Source organism: Planobispora longispora (genome assembly GCF_016863135.1).
Classification (GTDB): Bacteria; Actinomycetota; Actinomycetes; order Streptosporangiales; family Streptosporangiaceae; genus Planobispora; species Planobispora longispora.
In genome coordinates this window covers 65,105-91,148 of record NZ_BOOH01000064.1, presented here as the reverse complement: position 1 = coordinate 91,148, position 26,044 = coordinate 65,105, and the positions used below count along the sequence as shown (strand labels likewise).

At 75.6% G+C, this 26,044-nt stretch carries 8 protein-coding genes (1 of these 8 only partly in view); all 8 read left to right on the top strand.

The features are described 5' to 3' along the window. Tightly spaced (each overlapping or abutting the next), the 8 genes in view from Plo01_RS35940 to Plo01_RS35905 form a layout consistent with a single transcriptional unit that may run on beyond the window. Positions 1-1,511, top strand: the 3' end of a protein-coding gene (locus Plo01_RS35940) for a non-ribosomal peptide synthetase (protein WP_203895240.1). The gene continues 4,927 nt to the left of window position 1, outside the view; 1,511 of the gene's 6,438 nt are visible here — the last part of the coding sequence; its start codon lies beyond the left edge, outside the window; its stop codon occupies positions 1,509-1,511. Then, the gene (locus tag Plo01_RS35935) at positions 1,501-11,427 is read left to right on the top strand and encodes a non-ribosomal peptide synthetase (RefSeq protein ID WP_203895239.1); all 9,927 of its coding nucleotides are present in this window, start codon (positions 1,501-1,503) and stop codon (positions 11,425-11,427) included. Before Plo01_RS35940 ends, Plo01_RS35935 begins: the two co-directional genes overlap by 11 nt. Further along, positions 11,424-14,711 carry a non-ribosomal peptide synthetase gene (locus tag Plo01_RS35930; protein WP_203895238.1) on the top strand — a complete coding sequence of 1,096 codons (3,288 nt, stop codon included), beginning with the start codon at positions 11,424-11,426 and terminating at the stop codon, positions 14,709-14,711. Before Plo01_RS35935 ends, Plo01_RS35930 begins: the two co-directional genes overlap by 4 nt. Then, a complete protein-coding gene (locus Plo01_RS35925) occupies positions 14,708-22,072 on the top strand; it encodes a non-ribosomal peptide synthetase (protein ID WP_203895237.1) in 7,365 nt (2,454 codons plus the stop codon). The genes Plo01_RS35930 and Plo01_RS35925 overlap by 4 nt, the downstream gene beginning before the upstream one ends. Further along, positions 22,059-23,051 (top strand): ornithine carbamoyltransferase, encoded by a 993-nt coding sequence (locus Plo01_RS35920; RefSeq protein ID WP_203895236.1) that lies wholly within the window; start codon positions 22,059-22,061, stop codon positions 23,049-23,051. The genes Plo01_RS35925 and Plo01_RS35920 overlap by 14 nt, the downstream gene beginning before the upstream one ends. Next, positions 23,048-24,337, top strand: coding sequence for a Zn-dependent hydrolase (locus Plo01_RS35915; RefSeq protein ID WP_203895235.1), 1,290 nt, complete (start codon positions 23,048-23,050; stop codon positions 24,335-24,337). The genes Plo01_RS35920 and Plo01_RS35915 overlap by 4 nt, the downstream gene beginning before the upstream one ends. Continuing rightward, positions 24,334-25,173 (top strand): ABC transporter ATP-binding protein, encoded by an 840-nt coding sequence (locus tag Plo01_RS35910; protein WP_203895234.1) that lies wholly within the window; start codon positions 24,334-24,336, stop codon positions 25,171-25,173. Before Plo01_RS35915 ends, Plo01_RS35910 begins: the two co-directional genes overlap by 4 nt. After that, on the top strand, positions 25,166-26,044 hold the full coding sequence (locus Plo01_RS35905; protein ID WP_203895233.1) for an ABC transporter permease: 879 nt from the start codon (positions 25,166-25,168) through the stop codon (positions 26,042-26,044). The genes Plo01_RS35910 and Plo01_RS35905 overlap by 8 nt, the downstream gene beginning before the upstream one ends.

Sequence of the window (26,044 nt, the reverse complement as noted above, 5' to 3'; positions counted from 1 at the left end):
GGTTCCCGTCGGTCGTCCCGGTCGCGTCGCCCTCCTTCCCGCCCGGCACCGGGCCCGACGCCCGGCCCGAGACCTGGTCCGAGGCCCGGTCCGACGACCCCCCGGGCCGACCGGCCGGGGCGCAGGACGCGACCGGCGCGGGGCCGGGGGACCTCGCCTACGTGATCTACACGTCCGGATCCACCGGCACGCCCAAGGGCGTGATGATCGAGCACGCCGGGATCGTCAACCGCGTGCGATGGATGCAGCGGCAGTACGGGCTGCGTCCGGGGGACCGGGTGCTGCAGAAGACGCCGTACACGTTCGACGTGTCCGTCTGGGAGTTCTTCTGGCCGCTGGCGGCCGGCGCCACGCTCGTCGTGGCGCCGCCCGGGGAGCACCGCGACGCCCGCGCGCTCGCCGAGCTGGCCGAGCGCGAACGGGTGACCCACCTGCACTTCGTGCCGTCGATGCTGGAGGCGTTCCTCGCGGTCGTGCCGCGCTTCCCCGGCTCGGTGCGGGAGGTGTTCTGCAGCGGTGAAACGCTCACCGCCGCCACCGTCCGCGCGTTCCGCGCCGCCGCCGGCAGCTCCCGCCTGCACAATCTGTACGGCCCGACCGAGCTGTCCGTCGACGTCACCTTCCACGAGGTGGAACCGGCCCAGGCCGATCCCGTGCCGATCGGCGGGCCCATCGACGGCATGCGCGTGCTCGTGCTCGACGACGCCGGGCAGCGCGCGCCCATCGGCGTGCCCGGCCGGCTCCTCGCGGGCGGGATCGGGACCGCGCGCGGCTATGTGAACCGGCCGGGACTGACCGCCGACCGGTTCGTGCCCGACCCCGACCGGCCGGGGGAACGCCTGTACCGGACCGGCGACCTCGCGCGCTGGACCGGGGCGGGCACCCTCGACTTCCTCGGCCGCGCCGACGACCAGGTGAAGCTCCGGGGCGTGCGGATCGAGCCGGGGGAGATCGCCGCCGTCGCGGCCACCTTCCCGGCGGTCAGGGAGGCCGTGGTGACGGTCGTCGGCGAGCGGCTGGTCGGCTACTACGTCGCCGCCGGGGAGCCGCCGCGCGACGGCGACCTCACCGCCCACTGCGCGCGCCGCCTGCCCGCCGCCATGGTCCCCGGCATCTGGGTCCGTCTCGACCGCCTGCCGACCGGCCGGAACGGAAAACTCGACCGGGCGGCCCTGCCCGTTCCGGGCCCCGCCCCCGTCGAGGACGACCGCCCGCCCGAGGGGGCCGCCGAACGGCGCATCGCCGCGGTCTGGGCCGAGCTCCTGGGCGTCGACCCCGGCGCCCACCAGGACTTCTTCGCCCTGGGCGGCCACTCCCTGCTGGCCGTGCGAGCCCAGCACCGCCTGGCCGAGGAGTTCGACGTCGACCTGCCCCTGCGCATCTTCTTCGAGGCGACCACGGTGGCGGCCCTGGCCGTCGCGGTGGAGACCGAACTGGCCGCGCAGATCGCCGGACTGACGGACGCCGAAGTCGAAAACCTGCTCGCCGGGGGAGGCCGCCGTGACGCATGACACGACGCATGACAGGTCGGCGGCGATGCGGCGGGAGCTGCTGGAGCGGCGGCTCGCCGGGGCGCGCGGGCGGGGCGGCCGGCTGCCGGCCGCCGACCGGTCCGGTCCGCTGCCCCTCTCGCCCGGCCAGCGGCGGCTGTGGTTCCTGGACCGGCTGGACCCGGGCGGCACGGCGTACGTCGTGCCGCTCGTGCTGAGGTTCGGCGGCGCGGTCGATCCGGCGCGACTGCGCGACTGCCTGTCCGAACTGGCCGCCAGGCACGAGTCCCTGCGCACCCGCTTCGTCTCCGGCGACGGCGAGCCCCGCCAGGTGGTCGACCCTCCCGCCGCCGCCCGGCTCCCCGTCGTGACCCTCCCGCGGCCGGAGGAGACCGGCGGAGACGATGCGGCGGGCACGGCCGAGGCCCTCCGGCGCGTCGTCGCCGAGGAGGTGTGGCGGCCGTTCGACCTGGCGGCCGGGCCGGTCTGGCGGGCGTTGCTGGTCCGGGTGGCGCCCGGCGACCACGTGCTGGTCCTCACCGTCCACCACATCGTGTGCGACGGGCTCTCGCTGGAGATCCTCCGGCGGGAGCTGGCCGCCCTCTACGACGGCGCCGAGCTGCCCGCGCCGCCGCGCGTCCAGTACGCCGACTTCGCCGCCTGGCAGGCGGGGCGACCGGTCGCGGGACCGGAGTTCGATCACTGGCGGGACCGGCTCGCCGACCTGACGCCCCTCGAGCTGCCCACCGACCGGCCGCGTCCCGCCACCCGGGGGACCGGCGGCGCGATGACCGTCTTCGGCGTCCCCGCCGAGACCGCCGACGCGCTCGTCGCCTACGGCCGGCGCCGGGGCGCGACGCCGTACATGACCTTGCTGGCGGCGTTCTGCCTGCTGCTCGGCCGGTACGGCGGGCGGTCCGACGTCGCGGTCGGCAGCCCCGTGGCCGGGCGGCCCGGGCCCGAGCTGGACGGTGTCGTCGGCTTCTTCGTGAACATGCTGGTCATGCGGCTGAACCTGGCCGGGGATCCGGCCTTCGGCGACCTCGTCGACCGGGCGCGCCAGACCGCGCTGGACGCGTTCGCCCACCAGGACGTCCCCTTCGAGCGTCTGGCCGCCGCCCTCCATCCTGATCGCGACCTCACCCGCAATCCCCTCTTCCAGCATGTCTTCGCCTACGAGGAGGACCCGGAGACCGGCCCGGCACCCGAGACCGGGACCCCGGACGCGACGGCGCCCGCGGCCGGGGGCTCCGGCGCCGCGGTCTCGCGGGCGGCGGCCTCCGGCGCGGCGGCCGAGGTCGTGCCGGTGGTCTCGGTCACCGCCAAGTTCGATCTCCAGCTCACCGTGCGGCGGCGGGGCGACGGGTCGCTCGTCGGCGCCATGGAGTACGCCACCGACCTGTTCGACGCCGCCACCGTCGAGACGATGGCGGCGCGCTTCGTGCGCCTGCTGACCGCGATCGCCGCCGACCCCGAGGCCGCGGTCGCCGACCTGTCCGTGCTCGACTCCGCCGAGCGCGCCACTCTTCTGGCCTGGAGCACCGGCGGCACGCCGACGGATCCCGCCGACGCCGACGCCGGGGACGCCCGCACGTCCCGCACCGACGCCGACACTGACGCCGACGACGCCGATGACGTCGTCGCGCGCTTCGAGAGGCGGGCACGGGCCGAGCCCGGGCGGATCGCCGTCGTCGCGGGGGACGGGCGGCTGACCTACGGCGAGCTGGACGCACGGGCCGGCCGCCTCGCCCGGCGGCTGCGGGCGTCGGGGGCCGGGCCGGAGTCGAGGGTGGGCGTGTGCCTGGACCGCGGGACGGGACTCCTGGTCGCGCTGCTCGGCGTGGCGAAGGCGGGCGCGGCGTACGTGCCGCTCGACCCCTCCCATCCCGCCGGGCGGCTGGCCTACGTCGCCGCCGACGCGGGAGTCGAACTGACCGTCACCGAACCGCGGCACGCCGGCGCCCTCCCCGGTCCGGTGATCCTGATCGCCGACGCCGACGCCGACGCCGACGCCGACGCCGACGCCGAAGCCCGGGGCGGGGATCCCATCGGGAGGCTCGCGTATGTGATCTACACGTCGGGATCCACGGGACGGCCCAAGGGGGTGGCGGTCAGCCATCGGAACCTCGGGCGGTTGATCACGGTGGACCGGGGGCGCTTCGGGTTCGGGCCGGACGACGTGTGGGCGATGTGCCACTCGCCCGCGTTCGACTTCTCCGTCTGGGAGATGTGGGGGGCGCTCGGACACGGCGGACGGCTGGTGGTCGTGCCGCACGAGACCGCGCGGGACCCGGAGGCGCTCGCCGCGCTCGTGGCGGCCGAAGGGGTCACGATCCTCAACCAGACGCCGTCGGCCTTCGCCGGATTCGCGGCCGCCGTCCCGGCGCCGCCCGCCGCGCTGCGCATGGTCGTCTTCGGGGGTGAGCGTCTCGACGCGGCCGGGCTGCCGGACTGGCCCGGCGTCGAACTGGTCAACATGTACGGGATCACCGAGACGACCGTCCACGTCACACGGGGGGACGTGTCCGGGAGCCGGCGGCGGGACGACCGGGGCGGGGCGGCCGGAACGCACCCGGGCGCGCCCGGGGCGACCGGCGGGAGCCCGATCGGACGGCCGCTGGGAGACATGCGGACCTACGTGGTGGACGTGTTCGGGGACCTCGCGCCCGCCGGGGTCGTCGGCGAGCTGTACGTCGGCGGCGCCGGCGTCGCCCGGGGCTACCTCGGCAGGCCCGCGCTCACCGCCGAGCGGTTCGTGCCCGATCCGTACGGGACGGGGGGAGAGCGCCTCTACCGCTCGGGAGATCTCGGCCGGTGGACGGCCTCCGGGGAACTGGAATTCCTCGGGCGGGCCGATCAGCAGGTGAAGATCCGGGGATACCGGATCGAGCCGGGCGAGGTGCGCGCGGCGCTCGTCGGCCACGCCGCCGTGGCGGACGCGGCCGTCGTCGCCCGCGAGGACGTCCCCGGGCACCGCAGGCTCGTCGCCTACGCGGTCCCCGCGCCGGACGCGCGGGTCGTGCCCGGCTGGGAGGACGGACTGCGCGACTTCCTGCGCGGGCTGCTGCCGCCCCACATGGTCCCGTCGGCGGTCGTCGCGGTGGCCGGGCTGCCGCTGACGCCCACCGGCAAACTGGACGCCGCGGCCCTGCCGCGGCCGGACGGCGGCCCCGGGCGCGGGTACGCGCCCCCCTCGACGGCCGCCGAGCGGCGGATGACCGACGTCTGGGAGGGCGTGCTCGGGCACGCCCCGGTCGGCGTCCGCGACGACTTCTTCGACCTGGGCGGCGACTCGATCCGCGCGGTCGCGCTGGTCGGCGCGTTGCGGGCCGAGGGGTTCGACGTCGCCGTGCGGGACGTGTTCGAGGACCGGACGATCGCGGCGCTCGCCGCACGCGCGGACGCCCGGCTGACGGCCGCGCCGTACACCGCCGTCGCGCCGTTCGCGCTGCTCGGCCCCGCCGAGCGCGCCGCGCTGCCGGACGGCCTGGTCGACGCCTATCCGCTCTCCCGGGTCCAGGCCGGGATGGTGTACGAGATGCTCGCCGACACCGGGCGCGGCAGCTACCACAACGTCACCAGCTTCAGCATCACCGACGACGCGCCCCTGGACGCGGACGCCCTCCGCGCGGCCGCGGCGGTCGTCGTCGACCGGCACGAGATCCTGCGCACCTCCATCGACCTCACCACCCACGACCGGCCTCTCCAGCTCGTCCACGCCGCGGCCGTCATGCCCGTGCGCGTCGGCGACCTGCGCGAATCCGGGGCCGGCGGCACGGCGGCCGCCGGGGCGGGCACGCCCCCGGGCTCCGGCGGGCTGGAGGCGTTCCTCGCCGGGGAGCGGGAGTCGCCGTTCGACCTGGCCGTCCCGCCGCTGCTGAGGCTGTCGGCGCACCGGACCGGGGAGCGCACCTGGCGGCTCTCGCTCACCGAGTGCCACGCGATCCTCGAAGGCTGGAGCTACCACTCGCTGCTCATGGAGCTGCTGACCTGCTACCGCGCGATCCGCGACGGCGAGACCCCGCCCGCCTCCGACCCGCCGCCGGTCCGGTACGCGGACTTCGTCGCCGCCGAGCTGGAGACCCTCGCGGACGAGGACTCGTCGGCGTACTGGAGGGACGTGGTCACCGGCCACGCGAAGCTCACGCTGCCCGCGGCCTGGAAGGACCCGCGGGGCGGGCGGGAGCCGTACCGGATCCAGATCCCGCTGTTCGACCAGGACGCGGGGCTGCGGCGGCTGGCGGCGGAGGCCGGGACGCCGCTGAAGAGCGTGCTGCTCGCCGCCCATCTGAAGGTCATGTCGGGGCTGACCCACGAGCGCGCCTTCCACACCGGGCTCGTCTGCGACACCCGGCCCGAGGTGCTCGGCGCCGACCGCGTGCTGGGCATGTTCATCAACACCGTGCCGTTCCCGCACGAGCAGCGCGCGAGCACCTGGCGCGACCTCGTCCGGGACGTCTTCGCCGCCGAGACCCGGATGTGGCCGCACCGCCGCTTCCCGCTGCCCGCCGTGCAGCGGGAGCTGGCGGGCGGGCGGCAGCTCGTCGAGGTCTACTTCAACTACCTCGACTTCACCGTGGTCGACACCGGGCTGGTCGACCTGCCCGACAGCGTGGACATCAGCCCGAACGAGTTCCCGCTGTCGGTCACCGTGCTCGGCGGGCTGCTGACGCTCACCTCGCGGCCGGAGGTCCTGGCCGCGGAGCAGGCCGCACGGCTGGCCGAGCGGTACCGCGCGGTCCTCGACGCCATGGCCGCCGACCCGTACGGCGACGCGCTGGCCGCCCGTCTCGTCCCCGGCGAGCGCGAGCGGCTGCTGCAGGGCCCGCCCGAGCTGCCCCGGCCGCCGGTGACCGCGCTGGAGGTGTTCGAGGAGACCGCCAGGCTGCTGCCGGACGCGGTCGCGGTCACGACCTGGGACGGCGGCGCGCTCACCTACGCCGAGCTCGACGCCCGCGCCAACCAGGTCGCCTGGGAGCTGCGCGGGCGGGGGGCCGGGCCGGAGACCGTCGTCGGGGTCTGCATGGACCGCGGGCCCGACCTGATCCCGGCGCTGCTGGGCGTGTGGAAGGCGCGGGCGGCGTACACGCCGCTGGAGCCGGCGTACCCGGCCGAGCGCTGGGCAGGCGTCCTCGCCGACGCGGGCGCCCTGGTCGTCGTCGCCGACCCCGCGTACGCGGACCGGATCCGCGAGGTCCACGCCGGCCCGGTCGTCACCCCCGGCATGTGGGCGGACCGGCCGGTGAGCCGGCCGCCCGGGACCGCCGACCTCGACGGGCTGGCCTACATCATGTACACCTCCGGGTCGACCGGCCGTCCGAAGGGCGTGCTGATCGGGCACCGGGGCCTGGCCAACTACCTGTGGTGGGCCGTCGAACGCTACGCGGCGCACGGGTGCGGCGGGGCTCCGCTGTTCTCGTCGATCGCGTTCGACATGGTGGTGCCCAACATCTTCACGCCGCTCATGATCGGGCAGCGCGTGCACCTGCTGCCGCCGCGGCCCGAGCCGGGCGAGCTGGGCGGCCTGCTCGCGGACGGCGGTCCCTACAGCTTCATCAAGCTCACCCCCGGGCACGTCGAACTGCTCGTCCACCAGCTCGACCCCGGCCGCGCCGCGGGGCTCGCCGAGCTGCTCGCGATCGGCGCGGACGCGTTCCCGGCCGGGATCCTCGACCGCCTGCTCGCGGTGGGCGGCGGCGTCCGGGCGCTCAACGAGTACGGCCCGACCGAGATCTCCGTCGCCAACAGCACCTACGCCGTCGACGGCCCGGTCGACGGCGAGATCGTGCCCATCGGCGTGCCGATCCCGAACACCACCATGTACGTCCTGGACCGGCAGCTCGAACCCGTCCCCGCCGGGGTCGTCGGAGAGATCTACATCGGCGGCGCCGGAGTGGCCAGGGGCTACAACGCGATGCCCGCCCGCACCGCCGAGCGGTTCGTCCCGGATCCGTACGGCCGGCCCGGCGCCCGCCTCTATCGCACGGGCGACCTCGCGTCCGTGCGCGAGAGCGGTGACGTCGACTTCCTCGGCCGGGCCGACGACCAGATCAAGATCCGCGGTTACCGGATCGAGCCGGGCGAGGTCCAGGCCGTCCTGACCGGTCACCCGGCCGTCCACGAGGCCCTCGTCCTGGCTCGCGACGAGCGGCTCGTCGCGTACTGGGTGCCGGTGGCCGGCGGCGACGCGGACGCCGACCTGGCGGGCTGGTGCCGGGAGCGGCTGCCGGACCACATGGTGCCCGCGCACGCCGTACCGGTTCCGGCGATCCCGCTGAACGCCAACGGCAAGGTCGACCGCGGCGCGCTGCCCGATCCGGGCTCCGCGGCGGGGCGGGTGCGCGTGCCGCCGAGGACGGAGACCGAGCGGCGGATCGCCGAGGTGTGGGCGGCCATGCTCGGCGCCGAGCCCGGCGTCGCCGACGACTTCTTCACGCTCGGCGGCCATTCGATCATGGTCGTCCGGATGGTCGCGCGGCTGCGCGAGGTCTTCGGAGTCGTGCTGCCGATGCGCGAGGTCTTCGACCGGCCGACCGTCGAGGGCGTCGCCCGCCTGGTGGATGGGATGACCGCCGAGGGCGTCGTGCCCGGCCCCGTCCCGGCCGTCCGCCGCGACGGCCCGCTCCCGTTGTCGGCCGCCCAGCGCCGTCTGTGGCTCCTCGACCGGCTCAACCCGGCGAGCCCCGAATACCTCGTCCCCATCGCGGTGCGGCTCCGCGGCCCGCTCCGGCCGGAGGGCGTGCACGACGCGTGGCGGCGGATCACCGCCCGCCACGAGATCCTCCGCACCCGCTACACGGTCGCCGGCGGCGAACCCCGCCAGGTCGTCGATCCGCCCGGTCCGATCGCGTTCGACCTCGTCGAGGGACCGGTGGGGGAGGAGGGGTGGCCGCCCGCCGCGCTGGAGGCCGCGCGGCGGCCGTTCGACCTGGCCCGGGAATGGCCGCTCCGGGTGCGGCTGATCCGGATCGCCGAGGACGACCATCTGATGGTCGCCGTCCTCCACCACATCGCCTGCGACGGCTGGTCCGCCCGGCTCCTGGAGACCGAGTTCGCCGCCTTCTCCGCGGGCGGCTCCGGAGACGGCCTGCCCGAGCCGCTCCAGTACGCCGACTACGCCGCCTGGCAGGACGGCCGGGTCCGGGAGGAGTCGCTCGGCTACTGGCGCGGGCGGCTCGCGGGGATGGAACCGCTGCCGCTGGCCGGGGACCGGCCGCGGCCCGGGACGCGTGACTGGGCGGGCGACGCCGTGCCGTTCGCGGTGCCCGGCCGCACGGCCGCCGCCCTGCGCGGGATCGCCCGCGAGCACGGGACGACGATGTTCGTCACCCTGCTGGCCGCCTTCCAGGTGCTGCTGGCCCGCCACACCGGCGCCCGCGACATCCCGCTCGGCACCCCCGTCGCCGGGCGTGACCACCCCGCCCTGGCGAACCTCGTCGGCTGCACCGTCAACACCCTCGTCCTCCGCGGCGACCTGCGCGGCGACCCCGCCTTCACCGACGTCCTGGAGGCCGCCCGCCGGACGGTCACCGAGGCGCTGGCCCACCAGGACGTGCCCTTCGAGACCCTCGTCGAGGACCTGTCGCCCGACCGAGACCTGTCCCGCACCCCCCTCTTCGAGGTCATGTACGCCCTCGACCACGCCTCCACCCGCGCGATGTGGACCTCCACCGCGGACGGCGGCCCGCCGGATCCGGGGGCGGCGCCCACCGGCCCGGGCGACCCCCGGCAGGACGGCTCCGGGCCCTCGCTCTCCGCCGCGCCTGTCGTGCTGGACGGCGAGGTCGCCAAGTTCGATCTGAGCCTGCACCTCGACGAGTACGGCGACACGCTGACCGGGATCTTCGAGTACGGCACCGCGATCTTCGACCGGAGGACGATCGAGCGGCTGACCGGCAGGTTCCTGGGACTGCTGGAGGAGATCGCCGCCGACCCGGCCGCCCCGCTCTCCCGGCTCGCGGTCCCGGCGGAGACGCCCGCGGTCCTCGCCGCCGGACCGCCGGCCCTCGCGGACGCGCTCCCGGATCCCTGGACCTCCGCCCCGGAGGCGATCGCCGCGCACGCCCGCCGGACACCCGACGCCGTGGCCGTGTCGGGCCCGGCGGCCGGACCGGTCACCGGGCGTCTCACGTACGGCGAGCTCGACCGGGCCGCCCGGCGGATCGCCGCGCGGCTGCGGGAGTCGGGGGCCGGGCCGGAGGACGTCGTCGGCGTGTGCGTCGAGCGCGGTCCCGGGCTGCTGTCCGCGCTCCTCGGCGTCTGGTACGCGGGAGCGGCCTACCTCCCGCTCGAACCCGGCTGGCCCGCGCCGCGCCGGGCCGCCCTCCTGGCCGACGCCGGGAGCCGCGTCCTGCTCACCGACTCCGGCGCGGACGGCCCGCCCGGCGTCACCGTCCTCACCCCGGCCGACTGCGCGCACGCGGCGGAGGCCGAACCGGTCGCCGTCGATCCCGACTCCGTCGCGTATGTGATCTACACGTCGGGCTCGACCGGGGCGCCGAAGGGGGTGGAGGTGCCGCACCGGGCGCTGGGGGCCTACCTGCTGGACGCGGCGCGGCGATACGACGCCTCCCGCGGGTCGGCGGTGTTCTCGTCGGCGGCCTACGACATGACGGTCACCGCGCTGTTCGCGCCGCTCGTGGCCGGGGGGCGGGTGCGCGTGCTCCCGCCCGACCTCGACCTGGCCGGGCTCGGACGGCTGCTGGCGCAGTCGGGGCCGTACGGGTTCGTGAAGATGACGCCGGGACATCTGGAGGCGATGCTCTCCTCCCTCCCGGGCGCGGTTCCGGAGGCGGCGCACCTGGTGGTCGGCGGCGAGGCCCTGCGGGCGTCGCTCGCCGCGCGCTGGCCGGACGCGGGCGGGCGGGCCCGGATCGTCAACGAGTACGGCCCGACCGAGACGACCGTCGCCTGCACCGCCCACATCGCCGGAGGCGGGGATCCCGGCTCCCGGGACGCGGCCGGCCGGACCGAGTCCTCCCGGGCGCCGGCCGCCGGGACGGCCGCGGAGACGCGCGTCCCGGCCGGACGGACGGTCGCGGGAGCGGCCGTGTACGTCCTCGATCCCTGGCTCGACCCCTGCCCGGCGGGCACGCCGGGCGAGGTCATGATCGGTGGCGCGGGCGTCGCCCGCGGTTACCGGGGCAGGCCGGGGCCGACCGCCGAGCGCTTCGTCCCCGACCCCTTCGGCCCGCCCGGGTCGCGCATGTACCGCAGCGGCGACCTCGGCCGCGTCCTGGACTCCGGCGACCTGGACCTGCTCGGCCGGGTGGACGACCAGGTGAAGATCCGCGGCCATCGCGTGGAGCCCGGCGAGGTCGCCGCCGTCCTGGCCGCCCACCCGGCGGTGGCCGAAGCCGTCGTCGTCCCCGCCGACGGCCGCCTCGTGGGCTACGCCGTGCCGGCGGCGGAGGCGGACGGGGCGGACGCCGGCGGTCCGGCCGCTCACGGCGCAGCCGACGGGGCGGGCGGGCGGGCGGTGGACGAGGACGAGCTGATCGGGTGGCTGCGGGAGAGGCTGCCGGGACAGCTCGTGCCCTGGCGGGTGGTGACGATCGGCGCCGTCCCGCTGACCGCCAACGGGAAGGTCGACAAGAGGGCGTTGCCGGCGCCGGCCGCCGCCGCGGTCCGCACGCCCCCGGCCACCGCCGCGGAGCGCCTGCTCGCCGAGGTCTGGACCGAGCTGCTCGGCACCGACGAGTTCGGGGTGCACGACGACTTCTTCCGGCTCGGCGGCCACTCCATCCTCGCGGTCCGGCTGCTGGCCAGGCTGCAGGAGGTCTTCGAGGTGGAACTGACGTTCCGGACCGTGTTCGAACATCCCACCGTCGCCGGGCTCGCCCGCACGGTGGAGGAGGCGATCCGCGCGGAGGTCGCCGGGCTCACCGACACCGAGGTCGCGGACGAGGCGCGGCGGCAGAGAGGCAGGTCCTCATGACAGACATCCTCCGTGAGGAACTGGTCCAGGCCAGACTCGCCGGCATCCGGTCGGGACGCCGGGCGACGATCCCGCGCGCGCCGCGCGGCGGCCCGCTGCCGCCGTCGTTCGGGCAGCGCAGGCTGTGGGTGCTGGAGCGGCTCGACCCCGACGGCGGCGAGTACCTGGTGCCCACTGTGATGCGGATGCCGCCGTCACTCGACCCCGAGCTGGTGCGCGGCGCGTGGCAGGCCCTCGTCGACCGGCACGAGGCCCTGCGGACCCGGTACGTCGTGGTCGGCGACGAGCCGATGCAGGTCATCGACGACACCGGCGCGATCGACTTCGAGTTCCGCGAGCTGACCGAGGACGCCGCCCTGCGGTGGGCGGAGGAGGCGTCCGGGGAGCCGTTCGCGCTCGACCGCGAGTGGCCGGTGCGCGTCCGGCTGGCCCGCCTCCCCGCGGGCGACCACCTGCTCGTCGTCGTGCTGCACCACATCGCCTGCGACGCCTGGTCCAACGGGGTCCTGGGCGAGGAGTTCGGCACCGTCTACACCGCCCTCGCGGCCGGGGTCCCCGCCGACCTGCCCGAGCTGCCCGTCCAGTACGCCGACTACGCCGTCTGGCAGCGCGAGCGGCTCACCGGCGAGCTGCGCGAGCAGATCCTCGGCTACTGGCGGGACCGGCTCGACGGCCTGCCCCGGCTGCGGTTGCCGCTGGACCGGCCGCGGCCGCCGATGCGCGGCGGCACCGGCGGCACGGTCCCGTTCCATGTCCGGGCCGATGTCGCCGAACGCCTCCGGGCGATCGCCGAGGAGCACGACGCCACCCTGTACATGGTGCTGCTGGCCGCCTTCCAGGCGCTGATCGGCCGCTACTGCGGCACCCGCGACGTGGTCGTCGGCACGGTCGTCTGCGGGCGCACGCGGCCCGAGGTCGACCGGATGGTCGGCTTCCTCGTCAACACCCTCGTCGTCCGGACGAACTGGCGGCCGGACGCCGACTTCCACGCGCTCGTCGGCCTGACCAGGACGGCGGTGCTGGGCGCGCTGGACAACCAGGACCTGCCGTTCGAGCAGCTCGTCGAGGAGCTGCAGCCCGAACGCGACCCGTCCAGGATGCCCCTGTTCGACGTCATGTTCGGCTCCCAGACCGACGACTCGCTCAGGGTCGGCCTGGACGAGCTGGCCGCCACCCAGGTCGTGCCGGACTCGCCGGTCGCCAAGTTCGACCTCAGCGGCTACGTGGAGGACGTGGCCGACGGGACGCTGCTCGGCCGTCTGGAGTTCGCCACCCAGATCTTCGACCGCGCGACCGTCGCCGGGATGGCCGCCCGCTACGTCCGCCTGCTCGAACTCGTCGCCGCCGACCCCGCGACGAAGGTCGCCCTGGCGGACGTCTTCGACGAGGCCAGCGTGGTCGAGGGACGGCCCGCGCCGGACGCGCCGCTCGTGCTCGACGCCTTCGAGGCCCAGGCGCGCGCGACGCCGGCCGCCACCGCCGTCGCCTTCAGCGGCGGCACGACCACCTACGCCGAGCTGGACGCCCGCGCCGAGCGGGTCGCCCGCGTGCTGCGCGGGCGCGGGGCCGGGCCGGAGAGCGTCGTCGGCGTCAACCTGCTGCGGCACGAGCACCTGCTGCCCGCCATGCTCGGCTGCTGGAAGGCGGGGGCCGCGTACGTGCCGCTCGATCCGGCCTTCCCGGTCGAGCGCCGGAGGCTGATGCTCGCCGACGCGGGCGCGGCCGTCGTCCTGGCCGAGCCGATCACCGACGACCTCACGGGCACGCCCGGCCTGGACGTCGTCTCGATGCCCGGCGTCATGGCGGGCGCGGATGAGGGCACGGAGGAGGGTGCGGAAACGGCTTCGGCGGCGGACGCCGGGCGGGACGCGGGGCCGGAGACCGGCGCCGGGAATCCGGCCACCGGCGGCCGGAGGCCGCTCGACCCCGACTCCCTCGCATACGTGATCTACACGTCCGGTTCGACCGGGCGGCCCAAGGGGGTCATGGTCAGCCACGGGTCGCTCGCCGGGTACACCGAGCACGCGGCGGCCTACCTGCGGGGCGACGGGGGCGTGCCGCTGTTCCTGTCGGTCGCGTTCGACATCTCGGTGCCGGCGCTGTACCCGCCGCTCGTCACCGGCAGGCAGGTCACGATGCTGCCCGACGACCTCGACCTGGCCGCCCTCGGCCGGGCGCTCGCCGACACCGCGCCGCACGCGTTCATCGACCTCACCCCTTCCCACCTGGAGCTGCTCTGCCACCAGCTCGGTCCCGCCGACGCCGCGCGGCTGACCGGGCTGTTCGTCGCGGGCGGCCAGGCGCTGCCGTACGCGCACGTGCGGTCGTGGTGGGAGCTCGACACGAGCACGCCGATCGTGAACGAGTACGGTCCGACCGAGGCGACCGTCGGCTGCCTGCGCCACCCCGTGGACGACCCCCCGGATCCGGCCGACGGCGTCGTCCCGGTGGGGACGCCGATCCCCGGGGTCGTCGTCCACGTCGTGGACGAGGAACTGCAGCCGGTCCCTCCGGGGATCGAGGGCGAACTGTGCGTCGCCGGGCCGTACCTCGCCCGCGGCTACCTGGGCAGCCCGGGACTGACCGCCGAACGCTTCGTGCCCGCGCCCGGCGGCGGACGCCTCTACCGGACGGGCGACCTCGCCGTGCTCTCCGGCGGCGTGCTGGAGTTCCGCGGCCGGATCGACGACCAGGTCAAGATCCGCGGCTACCGCATCGAGCCGGGCGAGATCGCCGCGGTGCTCCGCGGCCACCCGCGGGTCCGGGACGCCGCCGTCGTGCCGCGCGAGCAGCCCGGCGGGGTCCGGCTGGTCGCGTACGCGGTGGGGGAGACGACCTTCGAGGAACTGCTCGCGCACTGCAGGGGGAAACTGCCCGAGTACATGGTCCCCGCCGCGTTCGTCACGCTGGAGGCCCTCCCGCTGACCCCGCACGGCAAGCTCGACACGGCCGCGCTGCCCGACCCCGACCCCGTCCGGGCCGCCGAGTACCGGGCCCCGGACACGGAGACCGAGGAGATCGTCGCCGAACTGTGGACCGAGATCCTGGGCGGAGACCCGCCCGGCGCGCACGACGACTTCTTCGCCGCGGGAGGCGACTCGGTCAGCGCCATCCGGATGATCGGCGGCATCCGCGACAGCTTCGACGTCGACGTCCCCTTCCGCACGTTCTTCGCCGGACCGACGGTCGCCGCCCTCGCCGCCGCGGTCGAGGCCGCCGTGCGCGCCGAGATCCAGGAGATGACCCGCGCCGAGCTGCTCGCCTACGGCGAGGAGCAGGCATGAGCGTCCCCGATTCCGGTCACACCGCCGCGGAGAGTCCCGCGCGGGACACCGCCGCGTTGCGGGAGGACCTGATCAGGCGGCGGCTCGCCGGCGCCAGGCGGCGACGGCGGGGAATCCCCGCCGCCGACCGGTCGGGCCCGCTGCCGCTGTCCTTCGGGCAGCTCCGGCTGTGGCTGCTGCACCAGCTCGACCCGGACAGCCCCGAGTACCTCGTGCCGATGGCCATGCGGCTGCGCGGCACCCTGGACACCGCCGCCGTCCGGCGCGCCTGGGACGCCACGGTGGCCCGGCACGAGATCCTGCGGACCCGCTACGTCGTCGTGGACGGCACCCCCGCTCAGGTCGTCGACGAGGCGGCGCCCCTGGCCGTACGGGAGGCCGACCTGACCGGACTGCCCCGGGACGGGCGGCTCGCGGCGGCCCTGGAGGTCTTCGAGCGCGAGGCGGGCACGCCGTTCGCGCTCGACCGGGAGTGGCCGGTGCGCGTCTGGCTCGGCACCCTCGGCCCCGGCGACCACGTCATGATCACCGTCTACCACCACATCGCCTTCGACGGCTGGTCGCTCGGCGTCATCGACGCGGAGTGGCCCGCCCTCTACCTGGGGTACGCCCTCGGCGAGCCCGACCCGGCCGCCGCCCTGCCGCCGCTGCCCGTCCAGTACGGCGACTACGCCGTCTGGCAGCGCGAACGCCTGGCGGGCGGGCCGCTGCTCGACCGCGAGCTGGCCTACTGGCACACCCGGCTGGCCGGGCTGCCCGCCCTCGACCTGCCCACCGACCGGCCGCGGCCCGCCGTCCGGGATTGGGCCGGCGCGAAGGTGGAGTTCACCGTGCCGCCCGGCCTCACCGAACGGCTGCGCCAGGCCGGCCGCGACCACCAGGCGACCCTGTTCATGGTGCTGCTCACCGCGTTCCAGGTGCTGCTGTCGCGATACACCGGCCAGCGGGACATCGCGGTCGGCACCCCGGTCGCCGGCCGCACCCTGCCCGAGCTGGAAAGGATGATCGGGTTCACGGTGAACACGCTGGTCATCCGCGGGACCTGGCGCGGCGACCCGTCGTTCGCCGCGCTGCTCGGCCAGACCAGGACGGCCGTCCTCGACGCGCTCGACCACCAGGAACTGCCGTTCGAACGGCTCGTCGACGACCTCGAGCCCGACCGCGACATGTCGCGCAACCCGCTCTTCCAGGTGATGTTCGGCCTGCACAACGAGGAGTCCGGCGAGGGCGACTACGGCGTGCTGACCGCCGAGACGCTGACGACGCGCAGCGCGGTCGCCAAATTCGACCTCAACCTGCACTTCGAGGAGACCGCGGCCGGCGGCCTGTCCGGCGTGCTCGACTACGCGACCGCGCTGTTCGACCGCGAGACGGCCGAACGTCTCGTCGTCCACCTGCGCCGCGTCCTGGACGCGGTGGCCGCCGGCCCCGCCCGCCCGATCTCGGCGCTCGCCCTCACCGGCCCGGACGATCCGGTGATCGTCCCCCCGGAGGCGTGGGCGGGGGTGGAACCGGTCGTCGACCGGGTGGAGCGCCGGGCCCGGTCGCACCCCGCCGACATCGCCCTGACCGCGTGGACCGACGGAGTCCCCGCGGGACCGGCGGCCGGGCACGGGGCGGGGGCCGGACCCCCGGCCTCCTCCGCGTCCGGCGCGGGCGACGGCCGGGTCGCGCTGACATACGCCGATCTCGACCGGGAGGCCGACCGGCTCGCGTGGCGGCTGCGGGACGCCGGGGTGGGACCCGAACAGCGGGTGGCCGTCTGCCTGCCGCGCGGCCCCGGCCTCGTGCCCGCGCACCTGGCCGTCTGGAAGGCGGGCGGCGCCTACGTCCCCCTCGACCCGGCCCACCCGGACGCCCGCCTCCACGACATCCTCTCGGACTCCGGCGCGACCGCCCTCATCACGGACGCCGGCCTGGCCGGGCGATTCGAGGGGGTGGCCGCGGACCCGGCCGGCGGTCCCGGCGGCGTACGGCTGCTGCTGACCGGCGGGCCGGAGGAAAGGGTGAGCGGGCCGGAGGAAGGGGCGGGAGGGCGGGCGACGGGCCGGGCCGGGCCGCCGCCCCGGGACACCGACCTGGACGGGCTCGCGTACGTGATCTACACGTCGGGGTCGACCGGGCGGCCGAAGGGGGTCGCGGTCACGCACCGGAACCTGGCCCGGCTGCTCGCGGCGACCGAGCAGGGGTTCCGGTTCGGCGCGGACGACGTGTGGACGTGCTTCCACTCGGCGGCGTTCGACTTCTCGGTGTGGGAGATCTGGGGCGCGCTGGCGGCCGGAGGCCGGGTCGTCGTCGTCCCCCACGACGTCTCGCGCTCGCCGGAGGAGTTCCTCGACCTGCTGTGCGCCGAACGCGTCACCGTGCTCAACCAGACGCCGTCCGCCTTCTCCGGGCTGGTGGCCGCCGCGGGGCGGGACGACCCCCGGCTGGCCGGGCTCGCGCTCCGCCTCGTCGTCTTCGGCGGCGAACGCCTCGTCACCGCCTCGCTCGCGCCGTGGTTCGACCGGTTCGGCCCGGACGGTCCCGAACTCGTCAACATGTACGGCATCACCGAGACCACCGTCCACGTCACGGCCCACCGCGTCGGAGCGGCCGAGGACGGGGAGGGCAGCCGCATCGGCCGCCCGCTGGACGACCTCGGCGTGGTCGTCCTCGACTGCTACGGCGACCCGGCCCCGCCCGGCGTCGCGGGGGAGATCCACGTCGGCGGCGGGGGCGTCGCCCGCGGTTATCTCGGCCGTCCCGCCCTGACCGCCGAGCGGTTCGTCCCCGACCCGTACGGCCCGCCCGGCTCGCGCATGTACCGCTCCGGCGACCGGGCCAGGACCCGTGCCGACGGCACCCTGGAGTTCCTCGGCCGGCTCGACGATCAGATCACCCTGCGCGGCCACCGCGTCGAGCCCGGCGAGGTCGAATCCGTCCTGAACCGCCACCCCGCCGTCCGCGAGGCGGCGGTCGCCGTCCGCGACGGCCGCCTGGTGGCGTACGTGGCCGCGGACGGCGCCGGCGCCGTGCTCGACACCGCCGGGCTGCGGGCGCACTGCGCCGGGACGCTGCCCGCGTACATGGTCCCCGGCCTCTGGGTCCGGGTGGACGGGCTGCCCCTCACGCCGAACGGCAAGCTCGACCGGCGGGCCCTGCCCGACGCGGCCCCCGCGGAGGCGCCGGCCGGGCCCCGGGGCGCCCCCCGGACGCGGACCGAGGCGCTGATGATCGAGGGCTGGTCCCGGGCCCTGGGGCGCGCCGGATCCGGCGCGGGCGTCGGCGTCGACGAGGACTTCTTCGAGATGGGCGGAGACTCGCTGCGCGCCGTCGCGCTCGTGGGGGATCTCCGGGCGGCCGGGTTCGACGTGAGCGTGCGGGACCTGTTCGAACGCCGGACACCGGCCCGGCTGGCGGCGCTCGCCGACGAGCGCCCGGCCGCCGAGCAGGCCCCGCCGGTCGCGCCGTTCGCGCTGCTGCCCGCCGCCGACGTGGCCGGGCTCCCGGCCGGCACGGCCGACGCCTACCCGCTGTCGCAGATCCAGGCGGGAATGGTCTACCAGACGCTCCTGCATCCGGAGCGGGGGTACTACCACGACGTCTTCGGGTTCGTCGTCCGGGACGACCGGCCCTTCGACGAGGACGCCCTGCGTGCGGCCGCCGCGGCGGCCGTCCGGCGGCACGAGAACCTGCGCACCTGCGTCGACCTGGCCGCCTACTCCGTCCCGATCCAGATCGTCCTGAACGACGCCGAGCTCCCGATCGAGGTCGAGGACCTCCGGGGACGCACCCCGGAGGAGATCGCGGCGGCGGTCGAGCGCCGGGTGGCCGCCGAGCGCGACCGGTTCTTCGACCTGGCCGCGGCTCCGCTGATGCGGCTGCACGTCCAGATCGAGGCGGACGACCGCTGGCGGCTGTGGACGACCCTCCACCACGTCATCATCGAAGGCTGGAGCCACCACCGGCTCCTGATGGAGCTGCTCGACGACTACCGCGCCGCCGTCCGGGGACTCCCGCCCGCCCCCGCCCCCGCCCCCGCTCCGGCCGCCGTACGGCACGCCGACTTCGTGGCCGCCGAACTGGCCGCGCTCGACTCGCCGGAGGACCGGGCGTACTGGGCGGACGTGCTCGGCCGGCACGAGCGCTGGGCCGTGCCGGACGACTGGGGCGACCCCGCCGCGACCGGCGAGGTCGACAGGATCCACATCGACCTCCTCGGCGCGTACGAGGGGCTGCTGCGGCTGGCCTCGGCTGCCGGGGTGCCGCTCAAGAGCGTGCTGCTCGCGGCGCATCTGAAGGTGCTCAGCACGTTCACCGGAGACGAGGCCTTCCACACCGGGCTGCTGTGCGACGCCCGCCCGGAGGCCGCCGGGGCCGACCGGGTGACCGGGATGTTCCTGAACATGGTGCCGTTCCCGTTCGAGCTGCGCGCGAGCACCTGGCGCGACCTCGTCCGGGAGGTCTTCGCCACCGAGGTCGCGCTGTGGCCGCACCGGCGCTTCCCGCTGCCCGAGATGCGCCGGCGCTGGGGCGGCGGGGGAGACCTGCTGCCCGCGTTCTTCAACTACCTCGACTTCCACATCGTGGACACCGAGGTCGTGGACGTCACGGAGAACGTCGGCGAGGGGGACAACGAGTTCCCGCTGGTGGTCGTCACCCTCGGCGGCACCCTCACCCTGACCACCCACCGCCGCGCCATCAGCCGGCGCTCGGCCGCCCGCCTGGCCGAGATGTACCGCCTGGTCATCGACTCCATGGCGGCCGACCCCGCCGGTGACGCCCTCGCCCTGCCCGCCGGCGGCGCCTTCGCCCCGCCCGCCGCCGCGAAGCCTCCCGGGGGCGCCGCCCACCCGGCCGCCGCCCACCCGGAACGGCTCTCGGCGCCCGGGACGATCGCGGCCCGGGCCGGGGAGGCGCCGAGCGCCGTCGCCGTGACCGGCGCCGGTCCGCCCCTCACCTTCGGCGGGCTCGACCGGCTGGCGCGGCAGGCGGCCGGGCGGCTGGCCGAGGCGGGGGCGGGGCCGGAGCACGTCGTCGGGGTACGGCTGGCCCGGGGGCCGGATCTGATCGTCGCGCTGCTCGGCGTCTGGTACAGCGGCGCCGCCTACCTCCCGCTGGATCCTTCCTGGCCGGATCGCCGGATCACCGATCTGCTGGCCGACGCCCGCGCCGCGATCCTCGTCACCGACAGCCCCGTCCTCCCCGGGATCCCCGGCACGGCGCCGCCGGACGTCACCGTGATCACCCCGGCCGACTGGACGGACGCGCCCGCCGTCCGGCCCGCCGCGGTCGATCCCGACACCCTCGCCTACGTCGTCTACACATCGGGATCGACCGGCCGCCCCAAGGGGGTGGAGGTCACCCACCGCAACCTGTCCGGATATCTCCGGCACGCCGCGGGGCGCGGCAGTTCGCCGCTGCTCGCCTCGTCCGCCTACGACCTCGCGGTCACCGCGCTGTTCGCGCCGCTGATGACCGGAGACCGCGTCCATCTGCTGCCCGAGCACGCCGACCTGGCCGACCTCGGCCGCCTGATCGCCGACGGCGGCCCGTACGGCTTCGTCAAGCTGACCCCGTCCCACCTGGATGCGCTCTCCCGCACCTGGCCGCGGGAGGCCGCGCCGCCCGCCCGGGACGTGGCGGGAACCTGGATCGTCGGCGGCGAGACCCTGACGGCCGCGCTGGCCCGCCGCTGGCTGGCCGCCGCCCCGGGCACGACGGTCGTCAACGAGTACGGCCCCACGGAGGCCACCGTCGCCTGCGCGGTCCACCCGGTGGACCCGCAGGGCGACCCGCCGGGGGAGCGGGTGCCGGTCGGCCGGGCGATGCCCGGAGCCGAGGTCCGCGTCCTGGACCGGTGGTTCGAACCGAGGCCGGCCGGCGTGCCCGGCGAGGTCATGATCGCCGGAACCGGCGTGGCCCGCGGCTACCGCGGCCGCCCCGCGCTCACCGCCGAGCGGTTCGTCCCCGACCCCTACGGCCCGCCCGGCTCGCGCATGTACCGCTCCGGCGACGCGGGCCGCGTCCTGGACTCCGGCGACCTCGACCTCCTGGGCCGGCTCGACGACCAGGTCAAGATCCGTGGCCACCGCGTGGAGCCCGGCGAGACCGCCGCCGTCCTGGCCGCCCACCCGGCCGTCCTCGACGCCGTGGTGATCCCCTCGGACGGCCGCCTGGTGGCGTACGCCGTACCGGGAGAACAGCCGTTCGCCGAGGACGGCCTGCTCGCGTGGTTGCGTGAACGGCTGCCCGCGCCGCTGGTGCCGTGGCGGATCGTGGAGATCGCCGCCGTGCCGGTGACCGCGGGGGGCAAACTCGACCGGGCCGCGCTGCCCGCGCCGGAGCCGCCCGCCCGCACCCGCGAGCCCAGCCCGCCCGCCACCCCGACCGAGATCGGCATCGCCGAGATCTGGCGCTCGGCGTTCGGCCGGGAGGAGATCGACGCCGAGGACGACTTCTTCGACCTGGGCGGCCACTCGCTGCTCATGCTCCGCGTGGTGGGCCTGGCCGCCGAACGCGGCCTCCCGCTGCGCGCCGCCGACATCCTCGAACTCCGCACCGTGCGCGCGATCGGCCACCGCATCGACACCGCGGGCGCCGATCAGGCATCGCTGTTCTGGCTGCGCGGCGGCGCCCGTGAGCCGCTGATCGCCGTCCACCCGGCCGGGGGCAGCTCACACTGGTACCTGCCGCTGGCCGAACGGATGGAGACGCCGGTGGCGGCGTTCGCCGTACCGGGCCTGGAAGCGGCAGCCGACATCGGGACGCTGGCCGGGCACTACGTCGCGCAGCTGCCCCCCGCGCGGCGCCACCACCTGTTCGCCTGGTCGTCGGGCAGTGTGATCGCGTGGGAGATGGCCGCCCGCCTGACCGCGCTCGGCCGCCCGCCCGCCCGGCTCACGCTGGCCGACCCGATGTCCGACATCCCCGGCAGCGACGTCGGTGAGGAGACCTTCGACCTGCTCGAAGAGCTGCTGCGCGAGCCGGGAGGGAACCGGCTGGCGCGCGCGATGACCGGCTACCGCGCCAGGCGGCTGCTGTCCGACCTCGGCGTCACGGCCTCCCAGGACGACTTCGCGGCGCTCGGCGCCGAGCTCAGCCTGTGGCGGACACTCGACCGGGCGACCGCCGCCTACCGGTTCGCCCCCCTGCCCGTGCCCGTCGTCCTGGTGGCCAGCGACGACTGCGCCGGGGGACGGCACAGCGTCACCGGTCACCAGCCGTACCCGGTCTACCTCGACCGCTGGCGGGAGCTGGCGGGCGGCGGGCTCACCGTCAGACGCCTCGGCTGCACCCATCGCGGGGTGTTCAACCCCCCCTACGTCGACACGCTCGCCCGAATCGCCAACGAGGTGATCACCCATGACGTCCGCTGACGGCGTCGCGGCACGTGCCGCGCGGCACGATTCCGGGACCGCCCGGCACCTGCTGACCCTCGCCGATCTCACCGCCGCCGACCTCGACCGCCTCGTGGAGCGCGGCTGCGCCATCGCCGCCCAGGTGAGGGCCGGTGACCCGGCGCTCGCCGGCACCCTGCACGGCCGGGTCGCGGGTGTCTACTTCACCCGCACCTCGACCCGGACCCGGACGGCGTTCTCCAGCGCCGCCCTCCGGCTCGGCGCCGGCCTCATCGCCTACGGCCCCGGGGACCTGCAGCTGAACACCGGCGAGACGATCGAGGACACCGGCCGCGTGCTCAGCGGCATGCTGGACGTCCTCGTCGTCCGGACGGCCGGACCCGTCGCCGAGATGGCGGCGCTGGCCGCGCAGCGGCGGATGGCGGTCGTCAACGCGATGAGCGCCGAGGAGCATCCCACCCAGGCGCTCGCCGACCTCACCACCATGCGCGCCAGGTTCGGCGCGCTCCCGGGCCTGCGCGTCCTGTACGTCGGCGAGGGCAACAACACCGCCGCCGCGCTGTCCCTCGCGCTCACCCGCTACCCGGGCACCGAGCTGCACCTGCGCACACCCCCCGGCTACGGCCTGCCGCCCGCCACCGCGCTCAAGGCCGAGGAGTACGGCGCCGCCGGCGGAGCCCTGCTCGTCGAACGGCACGACATGGCCCGGCTCCCGCAGCGGGTCGACGTCGTCTACACCACCCGCTGGCAGACCACCGGGACCACCAAGCCCGACCCCGACTGGCGTGCGGCGTTCGCGCCCTTCCAGGTGAACGAGACGCTGATGGACCGCTACCCGGACGCCCTCTTCCTGCACGACCTGCCGGCCCACAGGGGGGAGGAGGTGACCGCCGGGGTGCTGGACGGCCCCCGCAGCGTCGCCTTCGAGCAGGCGGAGAACAAGCTGTACAGCGCCATGGCCGTGCTGGAGTGGGCGGCGGGCGGTGCCCGGTGGTGACCGCGGGCGGTGGCGGTCGCCCCGGCCACCCGGACCGCCCGGACCGCCCGGACCGCCCGGACCGCCCGGACCGCCCGGACCGCCCCGACGGCCGCGCCGGTCCCGGTGTGGCCGTGCGCGGCGAGCGGCTGCTCGCCGACATCGCGCGGCTGGCGGCGATCGGCGGCCGGCCGGACGGCGGCGTCGACCGGGTGGCCGGGTCACCCGCCGACCTGGCCGCCCGCGACTGGCTGGGCGCGCGCATCGCCGGGGCGGGCTGCTTCACCTGGCGCGACACCGTCGGCAACGTCTTCGGCCGGGCTCCCGGCGGCACGGGCCCGTGGCTGCTCGCCGGGTCGCACACCGACACCGTCCCCGGCGGAGGCCGCCTCGACGGCGCGTACGGCGTGCTGGCCGCACTGGAAGTGCTGCGCACCCTGCGCGAGAACGACCACCCGGCCGCCCGCGCGCTGGAGATCGTCAGCTTCTGGGACGAGGAGGGCGCCTCACCCACCTCCGACGGAGGACTCGTCGGCTCCACCGCGTTCTGCGCCGGCGACCACATCGCCGACATCGCCGCCTTCCTCGAACCGCACATCGAGCAGGGCCCCCGGATGGAGCAGGCCGGCATCGACCTGGCCGTGGTCGACGGAATCGTCGGCATCGACCGGCACACCGTCGTCCTCACCGGTGAGACCAACCACGCGGGCACGACTCCGATGGCCCGGCGCGCCGACGCCGCCCGGGCCGCCGCCCGCGTCCTGGTCGCCGTCCGGGACATCGCCGCCGCGACCGATCCCGGCATGGTGGCCAACGTGGGCTGCGTCGACGTGCTGCCCGGCGCCCCGAACGTCGTGCCCGGCGAGGCGCGGCTGGTCGTCGAGTTCCGCGCGGCCACCCGCGCCGCCCTCGACCTGGCCGCCGCGCGACTGGCCGGGCACGCCGAGGCCGCCGCGCGGGACGAGCGGTGCGCGGCCGCCGTGGCGCCGCTGTCGCGCAAGCCGGAATCCCGGTTCGACCCCGGCCTGCGCGAGCTGCTCGACGGGGCGTGCCGCGGCCTCGGCGTACCGGTGACGAACCTGGTGAGCCTCGCCGGCCACGACGCCGGGGTGCTCAGCGGGCACGTCCCCACCGCCATGCTCTTCGTGCCGAGCACGGGCGGGATCAGCCACGCCCCGGCCGAGCACACCCCCGACCGCCAGCTCGTCCTGGGCTGCCAGGCGCTGCTCGACGCGGTGGTCGCCTGGTGGTACGGCGGAGGCACACGGCTCGTGACATCCGACCTAGCGAGAGGAGAACGATCATGACGGCTGTGCGGGTGAGGGGACTGCACAAGCGCTACGGCGACGTCGTCGCCGTCGACGGCATCGACCTCGACATCCAGCGGGGCGAGGTGTTCGGCCTGCTGGGACCGAACGGCGCCGGCAAGACGACGACCGTGGAGATCCTGGAAGGCTACCGCGGCCGCGACTCGGGCGAGGTCGACGTGCTCGGCATGGACCCGGGGAAGGCTCCCAACTCGTGGCGGGACCGGATCGGCGTCGTGTGGCAGAGCACCGCCGACACCCCCGAGCTGACCGTCGCCGAGATCATCGGGAACTTCGCACGCTACTACCGGCGCCCGCGCGATCCCGGCCAGGTCATCGAGCAGGTCGAGCTGACCGAGCAGGCGGGCAAGCGGGTGCACGCCCTGTCCGGCGGACAGCGCCGCAGGCTCGACGTCGCGCTCGGCATCATCGGAGATCCCGACCTGCTGTTCCTCGACGAGCCGACCACGGGCCTCGACCCCGAGGCCCGGCGCAGGTTCGCCGACCTCATCCGCGGCCTCGCCGCCGAGGGCACCACGATCCTGCTCACCAGCCACTACCTGGACGAGGTCGAGACGCTCGCCGGGCGGATCGCCGTCATCGCCCGAGGGAAGATCGTCGCTGAGGGCTCGCCCAAGACGCTCGGCGGCCGGGCCACCGCGGTCAGCACCGTCCAGTGGGTGGGCGAGGACGGCCTGCACACGATCGAGACCGACACCCCGGCCAAGGCCGTCGCCGACCTGTACGCGAAGTCGGGGGAGGTCTCCGGGCTCACCGTCACCCGGCCCACCCTCGAAGACGTCTACCTGAAGCTGATCGGAGCCGACGATGAGTGAGAACGTCACCCTGCCCTCCGTGACGGAGGAGCCCCCGCCGCGGCCCGCGCCCGCCCGGTTCGCCCGTGCCGAACCGGGCCGGGCCCTGCGGCTCGGGCTGGTGCGCACCGGCCTGGAGACGCGGATGTTCTTCCGCGAGAAGGACCAGATCGCCTTCGTCTTCTCCATCGCCGTCGTGATGCTGGTCATCCTGGCCTCGATCTTCACCACCCGGTACCGCGGGCTCGACGTGACGGTCTCCCAGGTCTACGCGGCCGGGCTGATCGGCACCGGCATCATGGCCGTCAGCTTCCAGAACCTCGGCATCTCGATCGCCGTCGAGCGTGACCTGGGCGGCCTGCGGCGGCTGGTCTCCACCCCGATGCCGCCGAGCGCGTACTTCATCGGCAAGGTGGGCAGCGTGTTCATCGTGGCCGTCATCCAGATCGCCATCCTGCTCGGCATCGGCGTCGCCTTCTTCGACCTGGAGCTGCCCTCCGCGATCGGCCCGTGGCTGACCTTCATCTGGGTCTTCGTCCTGGGCCTGGCCTCCATGACGATGCTGGGCATCGCCGCCAGCAGCGTGCCCCGCTCGGCGCGCAGCGCGACCGCCGTCATCACGCTGCCGTTCGTGGTGCTGCAGTTCATCTCCGGGGCGTTCATCCCGCACACCGACCTGCCCGACTGGCTGCTCAACCTCTCGGCCGTCTTCCCCCTCAAGTGGCTCTGCCAGGGCATGCGCTCGATCTTCCTCGGCGAGGAGGCCGCCGTCCTGGAACTCACCGGCGGCTACGAACTCGGCAGGGTCGCCCTCGTCCTCGCCGCCTGGACCGTCGGAGGCCTGGTCCTGTGCCTGCTCACCTTCCGCTGGAAGGACAACCGCACGAAGTGA

Coding starts and splice junctions, on each gene's coding strand:
- Plo01_RS35930 (WP_203895238.1), top strand. CDS start 11,424: ATGACAGACATCCTCCGTGAGGAACTGGTCCAGGCCAGACTCGCCGGC.
- Plo01_RS35925 (WP_203895237.1), top strand. CDS start 14,708: ATGAGCGTCCCCGATTCCGGTCACACCGCCGCGGAGAGTCCCGCGCGG.
- Plo01_RS35920 (WP_203895236.1), top strand. CDS start 22,059: ATGACGTCCGCTGACGGCGTCGCGGCACGTGCCGCGCGGCACGATTCC.
- Plo01_RS35910 (WP_203895234.1), top strand. CDS start 24,334: ATGACGGCTGTGCGGGTGAGGGGACTGCACAAGCGCTACGGCGACGTC.
- Plo01_RS35905 (WP_203895233.1), top strand. CDS start 25,166: ATGAGTGAGAACGTCACCCTGCCCTCCGTGACGGAGGAGCCCCCGCCG.